Genomic DNA, 13,857 nt, shown 5'->3' with positions numbered 1-13,857 from the left:
CGCGACAATTCGGACGCGCTCGACCCACTAGCCTTACCAAACATGGCAGCGACGAAGGTTTTCGCCGCCCGGTTGGCGGGCTTGGTGGTACTAGGACCGGACGGCGAGTCTATCGGCCGCCTCCGGGACATCGTGGTTTCGATTCGGTATGACCGCCAGCAACCGCGGGTTCTCGGCATCCTCGTCGAACTGTCCACTCGGAAACGAATTTTCGTGCCGATGTTGCGGGTGCAGTCCGTCGATCCGGGCGCGATCACCCTGACGACCGGCACCATCAGCGTGCGCCGCTTCGAGCAGCGGCCGGGCGAGTTGCTGGCGATCGCACAGATTCTCGACTCCGCGGTCCGGGTCGCCGACCCCGAACTGCCGCAACTGACGGACGCGGACGTGGTGGTGGTCGACCTCGGCATCGAGCAGGGCCGCACCCGCGACTGGGTGGTCTCGCGGGTCGCGGTGCGCGAACGTCGCCGCCTCGGCGTGGGTTTCGGGCGGCGTGGCGCGGTGCACGTGGTCGATTGGGCGCAGGTGCGCGGCCTCACCCAGACCGAGCTGAACCTGCCCGGCCAGGACGTCACCCAACTGCTCGCGCAGTTCGAGGGCATGCGCCCGGCCGACGTCGCGCATATGCTGCGCGAATTGCCCCGCAAGCGCCGCATCGAGGTGGCCGCGGCATTCGACGACGAGCGCCTCGCCGACGTGGTCCAGGAGCTCCCCGAGAACGACCAGGTGGAGCTGCTCGAACAGCTCGGTGTGGAACGCGCCGCCGACCTGCTCGAGGCCATGGACCCCGACGACGCCGCCGACCTGCTGGGCGAGCTGCCCGCGGGCGAGGCGGAATCACTGCTGGCGCTGATGGATCCGGAGGACTCCGAGCCGGTCCGCCGCCTGCTCGAGCACGCGCCCTACACCGCCGGTGGTCTGATGACCCCCGACGCGATCGTGCTCACCGCCTCCACCACGGTCGCCGAGGCGCTGGCCCGCATCCGCGACCCCGAGCTCACCCCGGCCCTGGCCTCCATGGCCTTCGTGGTGCGCCCACCGACCGCCACCCCGACCGGCCGCTACCTGGGATGCGTGCACTTCCAGCAGTTGCTGCGGGAACCGCCCGCGAGCCTGGTCGGCGGCATCGTCGACACCGATCTGGTGCAGCTGCGGCCCGAGGCCCCGCTCACCGCCGTGACCCGCTATTTCGCCACCTACAACCTGGTGTGCGGACCGGTGGTGGACGCGGAGAATCATCTATTGGGAGCCGTCACCGTCGATGACGTGCTCGACCACCTGCTGCCGGAGGACTGGCGTGAGCAGGACGAAGACCATCACGATGTACACGGTATTCCCGTGATCGAAGGGACGGGAGGCCGCGCATGAGCGAACGGCTCGAAAAACTCACTGCCCGTCAGCGTTTGGAGACCCCACTCGAGAACCGTTTCCGCGGTCTGGATTGGGACCCCGAGGCGATGGCCCGCTCCAGCGAGCGGGTGGCCCGTTTCCTGGGCACCGGCCGCTACCTGGTGATCCAGACCGCGATCGTGTTCGTGTGGATCGCGCTGAACGTGTTCGCGGTGAGTCTGCAGTGGGACCCCTACCCCTTCATCCTGCTGAACCTCGCGTTCTCCACCCAGGCCGCCTATGCCGCGCCATTGATCCTGCTGGCGCAGAACCGGCAGGACAATCGCGACCGCGTGTCGCTCGACGAGGACCGCACCCGAGCGGCCCAGACGAAAGCCGACACCGAGTTCCTGGCCCGCGAATTGGCCGCGCTGCGGCTCGCGGTGGGCGAGGTCGCCACGCGCGACTACGTGCGCAGAGAACTGGACGACATCAAGGAATCCCTGGTCAGATTGGAGAAACTGGCCGTAGGCGGCGAGGTCCTGAAGGCCAAGAAAGCAAAGAAGAGTACCGATCGGAATACCCCCGAGGTCGCAATTTCGGCGCAAAATGATGGCGACTGACCACAGAAGTTGTTCCGTCTGAGCTGACTCATGGGTAACCTGGATCACGTTGTTCCGAGCGACCGACCCAGACACTGCCGCAGTATGAGTGTCGCCACGGGGTACCGGCCGCACGACTGAGGGGATTGTGTGGTGGCGAAGAGAATATCTGCACCGGTGACAGCGTCGGCGCTGTTGATAGCGGGCCTGGTCACCGCCGGTTCGTCCACCAATACAACGGTTCACATCGCGGCCCCGCAGGCCGCGCCGGACGCGTTGCTGGCGGCCGCTTCCGCGCACAACGCAAGCATCAGTACACCCGCCGACACGCCCTCGGATCAGACCGTTGGGCTGGTTCCGGCGGCTCCGGAGGCCCCCCGCAAACTCAGCGCAATGACGCCGCCCGCGGACGGCGTCCCGCTCTTCGGCGGCACCGTCCCGCTGCACGACATCGCCCTGCCCGGCGGCAGCGGCGTGCTCGGCATTCCGGAGATCGTGCTGGCCGCCTACCGCAATGCCGAACTGGCACTACAGTCCTCGGACCCCAACTGCCACCTGCCCTGGTACCTGCTGGCGGGCATCGGCCGCATCGAGTCCAATCACGCCGACAACGGCCGCACCGATGCCGCGGGCACCACGGTCTCGCCCATCTACGGTCCGGCGCTGGACGGCACGCTGCCCGGCAACGAGGTCATCAAGGCCGCCGACGGCAACTTCGTGCGCGCCGTCGGGCCCATGCAGTTCCTGCCCAGCACCTGGTCGGTGTACGCCGCCAATGGAAAGGGCAGCGGCACACCGGATCCCAACAATGTCTTCGACGCCGCGCTCGCGGCGGGCAAGTACCTGTGCTCGGGCGGCATGGATCTGGCCGATCCGGCGCAGCAGTTGCGGGCCGTGCTGCGCTACAACAACTCGGTCGCCTACGCGGCCAACGTGCTCAGCTGGGCCAATGCGTACCGGACCGGCGGCACCCCGCAGGCGGTGAACATCTCGCCGGATCTGGTGCCCAACAACTACTCTCCGGTCAGCGGCCCGGACATCACGGTGGCCTCCACCACGATTCCGGCCACGCCGGAGCAGACCACCACCGAGCCGGTCGCCACCACGCCGACGCCGACCCAGGTGATGATCACCATCCCGGGCCTGCCGCCGATCCCGTGCGGCATCTTCTGCCCGGCCCCGGCCGTGCCCGCGAATCCCTGTGAGCAGGCGGCGGTTCCGGCGCAGCCGGATCAGAAGCTGCCCGACAGCGGTCAGCCCGGCGAGCAGGTGCTGGGGACCGACGGCCAGCCGATCATGACCGCCGAGGGCAAGCCGATCATCTTCGGCCCCGACGGCAAGCCGATGGTCAAGGATCAGACGGCCGGATGCAGTACCCCGGCGGTACAACAGGATCAACCGCAGCAGGCCGCTCAGCAACCGCAGCCTCAGCAAACCGTCACGCCCTCGGCGGCACCCACGCCGGACGCCATGGCCCCGGCCGACGGCGCCCCGGACAGCACCGAGACGACCACTCCGGCACCGGCCATCACGCTGCCGTTCGGCATCACGATTCCGCTGCCCGCTCCGGCCCCTGCGCCCGCTCCGTAACGAATGTGTGATTCGCGAGTTTCGGAGCGGCGCTCCGAAACTCGCGTCTGACAAGCACTTCCTTCAAAACCTGAGAATTAGTCACGAAGAGGTAACAAGAAGGTCTCGGATACGGTAACGTAGCCCTCACTGCATCTCCCCGGTACCAACCGATGGCAATGGAGGGTCACCACACAGTGGGTCGTCACCGTAAACCCCCGGTCCCGAAAGTTCGCCGTGGATCGGTCATCGCGTTAACCGGGCTCGTGCCCGCGGGTCTCGCCACAGTTACCGGAGCCGGAGACGGCAGCCTCGCCGACAAGGTCACGGCTACCTTCCAGCACCAAATGTCGAACGACGGCGAAGAACACCTACCCAGACCCGAGGCGGCACCCCCTGCCGCCGCCCCGGAACCGCTGTTGAAGGAAGCCAAACAGGTTGCGCCCATTGGGCCTCCGGAGATCAAGTCGGTCGCGCAGCCCGACGGCCGGGTGCCGTCCTCACGTCCGGCCGGACCGCTCGGCATGCCGGGCGTCGCCTACGACGCCTACCAGAACGCGGAACGCATTCTGGCCGTGGAGAATCCGACCTGCAATATGCCGTGGAACATGCTGGCCGGTATCGGCCGCGTCGAATCCACCCACGGCTTCGGCAAGATCGACGACAACGGCTACCCGATCCAGCCCGTCTACGGACCGGTGCTCGACGGCAGCCTCTACGGCAACAACGTGGTCGCGACCAACGACGGCGGCGACCTGGACGGCCTCTCCGGCAGCTACCGCCGCGCCGTCGGGCCCATGCAGTTCCTGCCCGAAACCTGGCGCAAGTACGCGGCCGACGGCAATGGCGACGGCATCGCCGATCCGCAGAACATCTACGACGCCACGCTGACCGCGGGCAAGTACCTGTGCTCGGGCGGCCTCGACATGCGTGATCCGGGCCAGCAGACCCGGGCCATCCTCCGCTACAACAACTCCATGGCCTACGTCGCGAACGTGATGGCGTGGGAGACCGCGTACGGCTCGGGTGTCTCGCCCGGCGCCGGGGCGCTCCCCCGCATCTGAGGACGCCCGCGGGCGTCCCTAGACTTGGCCGCATGCCAGTAGTTGCGGAATCGGATGTGCGGGGCGCGCTCGCGAAGGTGAACGACCCGGAGATCCGGAAGCCGATCACCGAGCTGGGCATGGTGAAGAGCGTCGAGGTCGGCGCGGATAGCAGTGTCCACGTTGTGATCTACCTGACGACGTCGGCCTGCCCGATGAAAAGCGCCATCCAGGAACGGGTCACGAAGGCCGTCAACGACGTGCCCGGGGTCGGCGCCATCACCGTCGAACTCGACGTCATGAACGACGAGCAGCGCACCGAACTGCGGCGCAAGCTGCGCGGCGACGCCGCCGAACCGGTCATCCCGTTCGCCCAGCCCGGCTCGCTGACCCGCGTCTACGCGGTCGCCTCCGGCAAGGGCGGCGTCGGAAAGTCTTCCGTCACCGTGAATCTCGCGGCCGCCATGGCCGCCAAGGGCCTCTCGGTGGGCGTCCTCGACGCCGACATCTACGGCCACTCGGTGCCGCGCATGCTGGGCACCGAGCAGCGGCCCACCCAGGTCGAGCGAATGATCATGCCGCCCATCGCGCACGACGTGAAGGTCATCTCGATCTCCATGTTCACCCAGGGCAACACGCCCGTGGTGTGGCGCGGCCCGATGCTGCACCGCGCGCTGCAGCAGTTCCTCGCCGACGTCTTCTGGGGCGACCTCGACATCCTGCTGCTGGACCTGCCGCCGGGCACCGGCGACGTGGCCATCTCACTGGCCCAGCTGATCCCGAACGCGGAGATCCTGGTCGTCACCACCCCGCAGCTGGCCGCGGCCGAGGTCGCCGAGCGCGCGGGCTCCATCGCCCTGCAGACGCGTCAGCGCATCGCCGGTGTCATCGAGAACATGTCGTGGCTGGATCTGCCCGACGGCTCCCGCATGGAGCTCTACGGCTCCGGTGGCGGTCAGACCGTGGCCGACAACCTGACCCGCGCGATCGGCGCGAATGTGCCGCTGCTGGGCCAGATCCCGATCGAGCAGGGACTGCGCGAGGCGGGCGACGAGGGCACCCCGATCGTGCTGCGCGACCCCGAGAGCGCCTCCGGCAAGGCCCTGCTGGAGATCTCCGACAAACTCGCCGTCCGCCGCCGCGGCCTGGCCGGTATGTCGCTGTCCATCGACACCACCCGCCACCTCTGACGTAAAGCCTCAGCGCCCAGCGGAATTCGACGTCCGGATTCCGCCGGGGCACGGGCGCGCGGGTCCGCGCCCGCCACCTAAGCTCGACGGCATGCTCACGATGCTGCTGTACGTGCTGATCGTCGGATTGGTCGCCGCACTGCTGTTCCTGGTGGCCAGTGCGATCTTCGGGCGCTCCGAGGAGCTCGGGCCGCTACCGGAGGGAACCACCGCCACCGTGCTGCCCGCCGCCGGAATCAGCGGCGGCGATGTGCGCGCGCTGCGCTTCCAGCAGGTCTTCCGGGGCTACAAGGCGGGCGAGGTGGACTGGGCGCTGACCCGGCTCGCCGCCCGCATCGACGAACTCGAGGGGGAACTCGCGCGGGTCACGGCGGGCGAGCCGGAGGCGGAGTCCGCCGCCGGTGCGCCGGAGTCCGAGGCCGCGGCGACCCCCGGTCCGCTGGCGGGGATCGTCGACGGGGTCATCCCACAGGTCATTCCCGGCGAGGCCCCCGCCCCGGCTCCGAGTGTCGCCCCTGCCACCCCCACGCCGCCCGCTCAGCGTGTCGATGAGCCGGGTGCGCGATGAGCGTGGAATCCGGTGACGGCCGAATCCGGTGCGGGTGGTCGGAGGGTTCTCAGCTTTATCGGGATTACCACGATCTGGAGTGGGGACGTCCACTGCACGGTGATGACGCGCTATTCGAACGAATGTGCCTCGAGGCGTTTCAGTCGGGCCTGGCGTGGATCACGATTTTGCGCAAGCGGCCCGCGTTCCGGGCGGCATTCGAGGGGTTCGAGATCGGGCGGGTGGCGCAGTTCGGGGACGCCGATGTGGAACGCCTCATGGCGGATCCGGGCATTGTTCGCAATCGAGCCAAAATACTGGCCAGCGTCCACAATGCCCGGGTTGCCCGCGATCTAGGTGAGAGCCTCGACACCCTGCTCTGGTCCTACGCTCCGGCCCCCCGAAAGCGGCCGCGGAGCATGTCCGATGTGCCCGCTGTCACAGCCGAATCCACCGCTCTCGCAAAAGAACTCAAGCGCCGCGGGTTCAAATTCGTGGGACCCACAACGGCGTACGCACTCATGCAGGCGACGGGGATGGTAGACGATCACATCGCCGATTGCTGGGTGAATGTGAGTACTCGCTGAACGCCACGTCGGTCGGTTTTTGGAACTCAGGTACCCGCCCCGATCCGCGATAGGGAAGAATGGGCTAGGTGTAGCCCGCCACATGCCGGCGGGCTGCCTGGTTGGTGACAACTGGAGTTCCATGAAAGTGCGCAGCAGACCGCGCAGATCTGGAGGGAGCAGAGGATGGCGGCCATGAAGCCCCGCACCGGGGACGGTCCCCTCGAAGCAACCAAGGAAGGGCGTGGAATCGTCATGCGGGTTCCACTCGAGGGTGGCGGGCGTCTGGTCGTCGAGCTCACGCCGGATGAAGCAGCGGCGCTCGGTGACGAACTCGTCAAAGTCACCAGCTAGCAACTCGACTCGCCCGTGCCGGTAGGCCCGACTCACGGAGATTCCCGGGAGCACCGAGACCTCCCCGGGCCTACCGACACCACGGTGAACAACACCCCATATCCCCCCATAGTCGGCACACCCGAGCCCTCCCCCGCGGACCGGCTCCTTGCTTGCGCCGACCTACTCGCCTGCCCACAGTGCGCAGGTCCCCTCGCGGCACCCGCACCCGGCGCCCTGCACTGCCCCCGAGGGCACGCCTTCGATCTGGCCAAACAGGGCTACGTCGGCCTCCTCACCGGCGCCTCCACCAAAATGACCGGCGACACCCCGGCCATGCTCGACGCCCGAGCCGCCTTCCAATCCGCCGGCCACTTCACCCCCATAGCCGAAGCCCTCGCCACCGCGGTAGCGACCGCACTCACCCCGGCGACCCCCGGAACCGCTCTCGACACAGCAGTATTCGGAGCAGACTCCCCCTCGGCTGACATCACTCCCGAGCGTCCACCCGCGACCGCACACGTCGCCGCCGACCCGGTTCCCTCCAACTCTGGCGTCACCGCCCGCGGCGGCCCCGCCACACCAGCCCGTAGTCGCCGGTTCGGCACCGCAGTCACCGCACCCGGAAAGTCCGTTACCGCAGCCTCGGCGGCAAGATTGGCCGCGACCCTCCATCCAGGCGCGGCCACACCGGCCGACGGCCATCGGTCGGCCACGGCGGCACGAGACGGCAGGCCGATGCGCGTGGCGGATGCGGTGGCCGGACCGACTGTGCTCGAGATCGGGGCGGGGACGGGGTATTACCTGGGGGCGGTGTTGGATGCGGTACCGCGGGCTCGGGGGATCGCGCTGGATGTGTCGAAGGCGGCGGCGCGCAGGGCGGCTCGGGCGCATGCGCGGGCCGGGTCGGTGCTGGCGGATGCGTGGCGTGGGCTGCCGGTGCGGGACGGGGTGATGAGTGCGGTGGTCTGTGTGTTCGCCCCGCGCAATGCGGATGAGGTCGCGCGGGTCCTGGCCGGGAACGGCCGGTTCATCGTGGTCACGCCGACGTCGCGGCATCTGGGTGAGCTGATCGGGCCGCTCGGGATGGTGAGTGTGGATGGGGCCAAGGAGGATCGGCTCTCGGAATCGCTCGGTGAGCGGTTCGAGCTGGTGGGGCGGGAGCCTGTCGAATACCGGATGACGCTGACTCGCGATGACGTCGCGAATGTGGTGGGCATGGGGCCGTCGGCGTTTCATGTGGATGAAGGGCGGGCCGAACAGATTGCGGCGCTGCCGGATCCGATCGAGGTGACCGCATCGGTGACGGTGTCGGTGTATCGAGCGCGCTGATCGAGTGCGCGGCCGGCGGCCCCCTCAGCGGGGTGACGGGGCCGCGTGGTTCGGGAGCAACGCGAGCAGGTTGTGGACGAGGGGGCGGTTCTCGTCGGCGCGGGTGGCGATGTAGATCGTTGTCCGGGCGTCGGTTCCGGCGACCGGGATGATGCGGGCCGAAGCGGGGGCGGTGAATGTCGCGCTGCGAGGGGCGATGGTGACGCCGAGACCGGCGGCGACCAGGTACAGCAGGATCGTCCAGTTGGTGGCTTCCTGGACGATGCGGGGGCGGCGGCCGGATTCCAGGAGTGGGGCGAGGTTCTTTTCGTAGGCGAGTCCGCCTGCGGCGCGCGGGAAGAAGACCAAGGGGTTGTCGGCGATTTCCGCGCCGGTGATCGAATCCCGGTCGGCGAGGGGGTGGTCGGCGGGGAGTACGGCCATGTAGGGCTCGGTCATGAGGGGTTCGGTGACGGTGCCGGGTTGGTCGTCGGGGTCGCGCACGATGGCCATGTCGAGGGTGCCGTCGGCGAGCCGCTGCATGAGGTGGCTGGTGAAGCCTTCCACCAGGTCGACCTGGACCAGTGGGAAGCGGTCGCGGAATTCGCGCACGCCGCGCAGCGGCTCGAGCGGCAGCACCGAGGGGACGAAGCCGAGGTGCAGGGTGCCTTGACTGCCCTGGGCGACACGGGTGACCTCGGCGAGGTCGCGGTCGGCGTGGCCGAGCAGGGCGGTGGCGCGCTCGCGCAGCACCACCCCGGCGGGGGTGAGGGCGACGGTGCGGGAGGTGCGGTCGAAAAGCCGCGCGCCGAGCAGGGTTTCGAGGCGCTGGATCTGCTGGGTGAGGGCGGGCTGGGCGATGTGCAGACGGACGGCGGCCCGGCCGAAATGCAGTTCGTCGGCGACGGCCAGGAAATAGCGCAGGTGCCGCAGCTCCACCCCTTGATTCATAAGATCATCATATCGATCGCAGCAATCAAGTATTGGACGTTATGGTTCCACGTCCGACATGCTTTTGAGGTGACTCAGCAGACCGAAGCCGCGGCGATCGTCGTCGCCCCGATGTCCTCCCCCGCCGACGCGCGCGCCTTCCGCGACCTCAACCTGGAGTGGATCGAGTCCTTCTTCTCCGTCGAGCCCGCCGACCTCGCCACCCTCGATCACCCGCAGGAGATCGTCGACGGCGGCGGCGAAGTGCTGATCGCCCGCATCGGCGACGAACCGGTCGGCTGTGTCGCCCTGGTGCAGGAGCATCCCGGCGTCTTCGAACTGTCGAAAATGGCGGTGTCGCCACGCTTTCAGGGCCGTGGCATCGGCCGGGTGGTACTGGAGACGGCCATCGAGCGGGTGCGGGCGCTGGGTGCGAAGGAGTTCTTCCTGGCCAGCAATGCCCGGCTCGCCCCCGCGGTGCACCTCTACGAGTCGCTGGGTTTCGTGCACGTCCCGCCGTCGGAGTTGCCGCCGAGCCCGTACGACCGGGCCGACGTGTTCATGCGCTACCCGCTCTGAACGCTATTGCTTACGCACGCTGTCGTAGATCCCCGCGGTCTGCGCCGCGATCCGGTTCCAGTCGAAGGCGCTGATCGCCCGTTCACGTCCGGCCGTGCCCATCGCGGCGGCCGTGACCGGGTCCGCGGCAACCTGATTGACCGCGCGAGCCAACGCCTGCTCGTAGGCGGCCGGCGCGGCCGGGTCGTAGTGGACCAGGCGTCCGGTCTCCCCGTGCGCCACCACTTCCGGAATGCCACCCACATCGGAGGCCACCACCGCGGTTCCGCAGGCCATGGCCTCCAGATTCACGATCCCCAGCGGCTCGTACACCGACGGGCACACGAAAACCGTTGCGGCGGCAAGCACCTGGCGCACCAGCTCGGTGGGCAGCATCTCCTTGATCCAGAACACGCCGTCGCGTTCGGCCCGCAGCTCCCGCACGGCGGCGGCCACCTCGGACTCCATGGCCGGGGTGTCGGCGGCTCCGGCCAGCAGCACCAACTGAATGTCGGGATCCAGGTGCCGCGCGGCGGCGAGCAAGTGCGACACGCCCTTCTGCCGGGTGATGCGCCCGACGAACGCCGCGATCGGCCGCGTCTGCGACACGCCGAGTTCGCCGAGCACGTCCCGCACCCCGAGCGCGGGCCCGCCCGGATGCCAGACGTCCGGATCGATACCGTTGTGCACCACATGGACTTTCGCCGGATCGATGTCCGGGTACGCGTCGAGCACATCGGCGCGCATGCCCGCGCTGACCGCGATCACCGCGTCGGCGTAGGTCACGGCATTGTGTTCCGACCAGGACGAGAGCCGGTATCCCCCGCCCAGCTGTTCCGCCTTCCACGGCCGCCGCGGCTCCAGCGAATGCGCGGTCAGCACATGCGGAATCCCGTACAGCTGCGCGGCCAGATGCCCGGCCAGCCCCGTGTACCAGGTGTGCGAGTGCACGACGTCCGCGAAGCTGGCGGCGTCGGCCATCCGCAGCTGCGCCGACATCATCTGCAGCGCGGAGTTGGCGGCGTAGAGCATCGGATCCGGTTGGTGCACCACGGCATCCGTGCGCGGCACGCCCATGCAGTGCACGGTCACGTCGCACAGCTGCCGTAGTCGCGGGACCAGCTCGGTGACGTGCACACCCGCCCCGCCGTACACCTCGGGCGGGTATTCGCGGGTCATCATGGCCACTCGCAGTCCGCGAGTACCGGTGGCGCGGTCGCTCACCGATTCAAACTAAACGTTAGCCCGCCCGCTAACCAATCGACGGGGCCCGCAAGATCGCGATGAACACGGCACATGCTGGACATTCCGGGTTCGCCATAACCCGGTAGTTTCAGGGGTGTGAGGAGCCAGCCGCACGTACTCGGGATCGTGCTCGCCGGTGGCGAGGGCAAGCGACTCTTTCCGCTCACCAAGGACCGCGCCAAACCTGCGGTCCCCTTCGGCGGCGCGTACCGGCTCATCGACTTCGTGCTGTCCAATCTTGTGAATGCCGGGTACCTGCGGATCTGTGTGCTGACGCAGTACAAGTCGCACTCGCTGGACCGCCATATCTCGCAGACCTGGCGGCTGTCGGGCTTCGGCGGCGAATACATCACCCCGGTGCCGGCGCAGCAGCGGCTGGGCCCGCGCTGGTACACCGGCAGCGCGGACGCGATCATGCAGTCGCTGAACCTGATCTACGACGAGGACCCCGAGTACATCGTGGTGTTCGGCGCGGACCACGTCTACCGGATGGATCCGGAACAGATGGTGCAGGCGCACATCGAGTCCGGGGCGGGCGTGACGGTGGCGGGCATCCGGGTGCCGCGCAGTTCGGCGAGCGCCTTCGGCTGCATCGATTCCGACGAATCCGGCCGCATCATCGGCTTTCTGGAGAAGCCGGTGCATCCGCCGGGCACCCCGGACGACCCGAATGTCACCTTCGCGTCCATGGGTAACTACGTGTTCACCACCAAGGTGCTGGTGGACGCCATCCGCGCCGACGCCGACGACAACGACTCCGACCACGACATGGGCGGCGACATCATCACCGGCCTGGTGCGGGCGGGCGCGGCGGCGGTCTACGACTTCAACACCAACATCGTCCCCGGCACCACCGATCGCAGCCGCGGCTACTGGCGCGATGTCGGCACCCTGGACGCCTTCTACGAGGCGCACATGGATCTCGTGTCGGTGGACCCGGTGTTCGACCTCTACAACAAGCATTGGCCGATTCGCGGTGCGGCCGAGAACCTTCCGCCCGCCAAGTTCGGCCGCGGCGGCCTGGCCCAGGAGTCGATCGTCGGCGCGGGCAGCATCCTGTCGGCGGCGACCGTGCGCAATTCGGTGCTGTTCTCCAATGTGCTGGTGGAGGACGGCGCGACGGTCGAGGGCAGTGTGCTGATGCCCGGCACCAGAATCGGCCGCGGCGCGGTGGTGCGGCACGCCATTCTGGACAAGAACGTGGTGGTCTCCGAGGGTGAGATCATCGGCGTGGACCTGGACCGCGACCGCGACCGTTTCGCGGTCAGCAACGGCGGTGTGGTGACCGTCGGCAAGGGTGTCTGGGTGTGAGCGGGCCGCCCGCCGACACGGAACAGGTGCACGGCGACACGGATAAGAGTGGACAGTCGGCCGATATCGGCCGGAAAATCTGAGCATCGCAGCGCCGCCGCCCACGGGCCGCGCGGGAGGGATCATCATGAGCCGTCCGGCACGAGTCGTCACCGCCGTCACCTGTCTCGCCCTGACCGCCCTGCTGGCGGGCTGCGGGCAGTCGGGTACCGCCGTTCCCGGCGAGATGGACGTCCGCACCCTGGATACCGGTACCTATCCGGTGAACCGCTACAGCTACGACAATGCCAACGGCGGCAAGGGCGCGACCCTCGAGGGCATCCGCATGACCGCGGCCGTCGCGCCCACCTCGCTGGTCGATGCGAAGCTGAATATCGGTCGTGGCGGCGTGGTGCTCTCGACCGTCGACGATGTGCTCAATGTCAGCCACCTGTCCACCGCGGTCAAGGGCGTGCTGACCAATCGCGGCTTCATCGCCGGTTTCGCCGCCAGCGGCTCGGATCGCGCGGATATCGGCGACAACCCGGATCCCAACGGCACCACCATCACGACCCGCGCCCTGCGCTTCCCGTCGGCCGACAATGCCAAGCTGGCGGCCCGGGAACTCGAGGACGCCGATTTCAATGTCGCCCTGAACGTGAATCAGAAGCTGACGCTGCCGGACTATCCGGACGCCTACGCGCACTGGCGGCCGGGCGTGCCCAATGTCGGAGTCACCATGGCGCGCAAGGACTTCGTGATCTCGCTGTTCATCGTGCGGCCCAACGCCGACCAGAACGACCTGCTGAGCTGGGCCAAGAAGAGCCTGGACGCCGAGGTGCCGCTGATCGACGCCTTCAACGAGACTGCCGCCGACCAGATTTCGCAACTGCCGGTCGATCCGGATCGGCTGCTGGCCCGCACCCTGGTCGCCGACCGCGACAAGCAAACCGTCGATCCGGAGAATTTCGCGGTGTTCCCGGCCAATTGGCTGGTCCTCTACGCCGACGACATGGGCTACTGGACCAAGCTGGTGGCCGACACCGGCGTCGACGAAACCTCGGTCGCCGACGGCAATTTCGTGATCCGCGTGCGAGATGCGAAGGCGGGCGGCGACTTCGTGACCGGCATGATCAGCAACCTGCAGGAGCAGAAGGCCACCGCGCCGGACAAGGTGCCCGACGCCGTCTGCACACACCGGAACTCGGACAAGACACCGAATCGCTGCTATGTCCGCTACAAGCGGTTCGTGGGCGTGGTGAACGGCACCAGCGATGCCGATGTCCAGAAGAAGGCGGCCGCGCAGTACGCGCTGCTGGCCAACAGCCTGTAGCGCGCGAAATC

Annotated in this window: 14 protein-coding genes and 1 pseudogene; 13 read left to right on the top strand and 2 right to left on the bottom strand. The window is 68.2% G+C overall.

Going from position 1 to position 13,857, the window contains the following annotated elements; translation table 11 throughout:
- The first annotated feature begins 42 nt into the window (after window positions 1–42).
- The 10 genes and pseudogenes from ACYVN4_RS01960 (at window position 43) to ACYVN4_RS01915 (ending at window position 8,511) form a co-directional block, all read left to right on the top strand.
- On the top strand, window positions 43–1,368 hold the full coding sequence (locus ACYVN4_RS01960) for a magnesium transporter MgtE N-terminal domain-containing protein (protein WP_460717471.1): 1,326 nt from the start codon (window positions 43–45) through the stop codon (window positions 1,366–1,368).
- The gene (locus ACYVN4_RS01955) at window positions 1,365–1,952 is read left to right on the top strand and encodes a DUF1003 domain-containing protein (RefSeq protein ID WP_460717470.1); all 588 of its coding nucleotides are present in this window, start codon (window positions 1,365–1,367) and stop codon (window positions 1,950–1,952) included. The genes ACYVN4_RS01960 and ACYVN4_RS01955 overlap by 4 nt, the downstream gene beginning before the upstream one ends.
- 156 nt (window positions 1,953–2,108) lie before the next feature.
- Window positions 2,109–3,521 carry a lytic transglycosylase domain-containing protein gene (locus ACYVN4_RS01950; protein ID WP_460717469.1) on the top strand — a complete coding sequence of 471 codons (1,413 nt, stop codon included), beginning with the start codon at window positions 2,109–2,111 and terminating at the stop codon, window positions 3,519–3,521.
- A 176-nt stretch (window positions 3,522–3,697) separates the two neighbouring features.
- Window positions 3,698–4,564, top strand: a complete 867-nt coding sequence (locus tag ACYVN4_RS01945) for a lytic transglycosylase domain-containing protein (RefSeq protein ID WP_460717468.1) — start codon at window positions 3,698–3,700, stop codon at window positions 4,562–4,564.
- A 32-nt stretch (window positions 4,565–4,596) separates the two neighbouring features.
- Entirely contained in the window at window positions 4,597–5,733 is a 1,137-nt protein-coding gene (locus ACYVN4_RS01940; protein WP_379362500.1) for an Mrp/NBP35 family ATP-binding protein, read from the top strand.
- Between the two features lie 91 nt (window positions 5,734–5,824).
- Window positions 5,825–6,301, top strand: a complete 477-nt coding sequence (locus ACYVN4_RS01935) for a DivIVA domain-containing protein (RefSeq protein WP_460717467.1) — start codon at window positions 5,825–5,827, stop codon at window positions 6,299–6,301.
- On the top strand, window positions 6,298–6,867 hold the full coding sequence (locus ACYVN4_RS01930) for a DNA-3-methyladenine glycosylase I (RefSeq protein WP_460717466.1): 570 nt from the start codon (window positions 6,298–6,300) through the stop codon (window positions 6,865–6,867). The genes ACYVN4_RS01935 and ACYVN4_RS01930 overlap by 4 nt, the downstream gene beginning before the upstream one ends.
- A 165-nt stretch (window positions 6,868–7,032) precedes the next feature.
- Complete coding sequence (locus tag ACYVN4_RS01925) at window positions 7,033–7,200, top strand: DUF3117 domain-containing protein (protein ID WP_083869218.1); 168 nt, start codon at window positions 7,033–7,035, stop codon at window positions 7,198–7,200.
- Between the two features lie 15 nt (window positions 7,201–7,215).
- Window positions 7,216–7,464 (top strand): annotated as a pseudogene (locus ACYVN4_RS01920) (putative RNA methyltransferase); the annotation flags it as partial.
- A 204-nt stretch (window positions 7,465–7,668) separates the two neighbouring features.
- Window positions 7,669–8,511 (top strand): methyltransferase domain-containing protein, encoded by an 843-nt coding sequence (locus tag ACYVN4_RS01915; protein WP_460718331.1) that lies wholly within the window; start codon window positions 7,669–7,671, stop codon window positions 8,509–8,511.
- Between the two features lie 24 nt (window positions 8,512–8,535).
- Here ACYVN4_RS01915 and ACYVN4_RS01910 read toward each other — a convergent pair whose 3' ends face one another.
- Window positions 8,536–9,441 (bottom strand): LysR family transcriptional regulator, encoded by a 906-nt coding sequence (locus ACYVN4_RS01910; RefSeq protein WP_460717465.1) that lies wholly within the window; start codon window positions 9,439–9,441, stop codon window positions 8,536–8,538.
- A gap of 69 nt (window positions 9,442–9,510) precedes the next feature.
- Between ACYVN4_RS01910 and ACYVN4_RS01905 the strand changes: the two genes are divergently transcribed.
- Complete coding sequence (locus ACYVN4_RS01905; protein ID WP_460717464.1) at window positions 9,511–9,999, top strand: GNAT family N-acetyltransferase; 489 nt, start codon at window positions 9,511–9,513, stop codon at window positions 9,997–9,999.
- A gap of 3 nt (window positions 10,000–10,002) precedes the next feature.
- Here the strand turns inward: ACYVN4_RS01905 and glgA are convergent, their stop codons facing one another.
- Entirely contained in the window at window positions 10,003–11,172 is a 1,170-nt protein-coding gene (gene glgA / locus ACYVN4_RS01900; RefSeq protein ID WP_460718330.1) for a glycogen synthase, read from the bottom strand.
- Between the two features lie 147 nt (window positions 11,173–11,319).
- Between glgA and glgC the strand changes: the two genes are divergently transcribed.
- Window positions 11,320–12,534: a glucose-1-phosphate adenylyltransferase gene (gene glgC / locus ACYVN4_RS01895; protein WP_460717463.1), complete on the top strand. Its 1,215-nt coding sequence runs from the start codon at window positions 11,320–11,322 to the stop codon at window positions 12,532–12,534.
- Window positions 12,535–12,661: 127 nt separating this feature from the next.
- A complete protein-coding gene (locus ACYVN4_RS01890; protein WP_460717462.1) occupies window positions 12,662–13,846 on the top strand; it encodes a DUF7373 family lipoprotein in 1,185 nt (394 codons plus the stop codon).
- Window positions 13,847–13,857: the final 11 nt, after the last annotated feature.

It is taken from the genome of Nocardia heshunensis, assembly GCF_054782115.1.
The sequence above is the reverse complement of the archived record's forward strand: the minus strand, read 5'-3'. Positions and strand labels throughout refer to the sequence as shown.

Excerpts from the sequence above, each read along its gene's own strand:
- ACYVN4_RS01960 (WP_460717471.1), top strand. The coding sequence starts at position 43 with ATGGCAGCGACGAAGGTTTTCGCCGCCCGGTTGGCGGGCTTGGTGGTA.
- ACYVN4_RS01955 (WP_460717470.1), top strand. The coding sequence starts at position 1,365 with ATGAGCGAACGGCTCGAAAAACTCACTGCCCGTCAGCGTTTGGAGACC.
- ACYVN4_RS01940 (WP_379362500.1), top strand. The coding sequence starts at position 4,597 with ATGCCAGTAGTTGCGGAATCGGATGTGCGGGGCGCGCTCGCGAAGGTG.
- ACYVN4_RS01935 (WP_460717467.1), top strand. The coding sequence starts at position 5,825 with ATGCTCACGATGCTGCTGTACGTGCTGATCGTCGGATTGGTCGCCGCA.
- ACYVN4_RS01930 (WP_460717466.1), top strand. The coding sequence starts at position 6,298 with ATGAGCGTGGAATCCGGTGACGGCCGAATCCGGTGCGGGTGGTCGGAG.
- ACYVN4_RS01925 (WP_083869218.1), top strand. The coding sequence starts at position 7,033 with ATGGCGGCCATGAAGCCCCGCACCGGGGACGGTCCCCTCGAAGCAACC.
- ACYVN4_RS01910 (WP_460717465.1), bottom strand. The coding sequence starts at position 9,441 with ATGAATCAAGGGGTGGAGCTGCGGCACCTGCGCTATTTCCTGGCCGTC.
- ACYVN4_RS01890 (WP_460717462.1), top strand. The coding sequence starts at position 12,662 with ATGAGCCGTCCGGCACGAGTCGTCACCGCCGTCACCTGTCTCGCCCTG.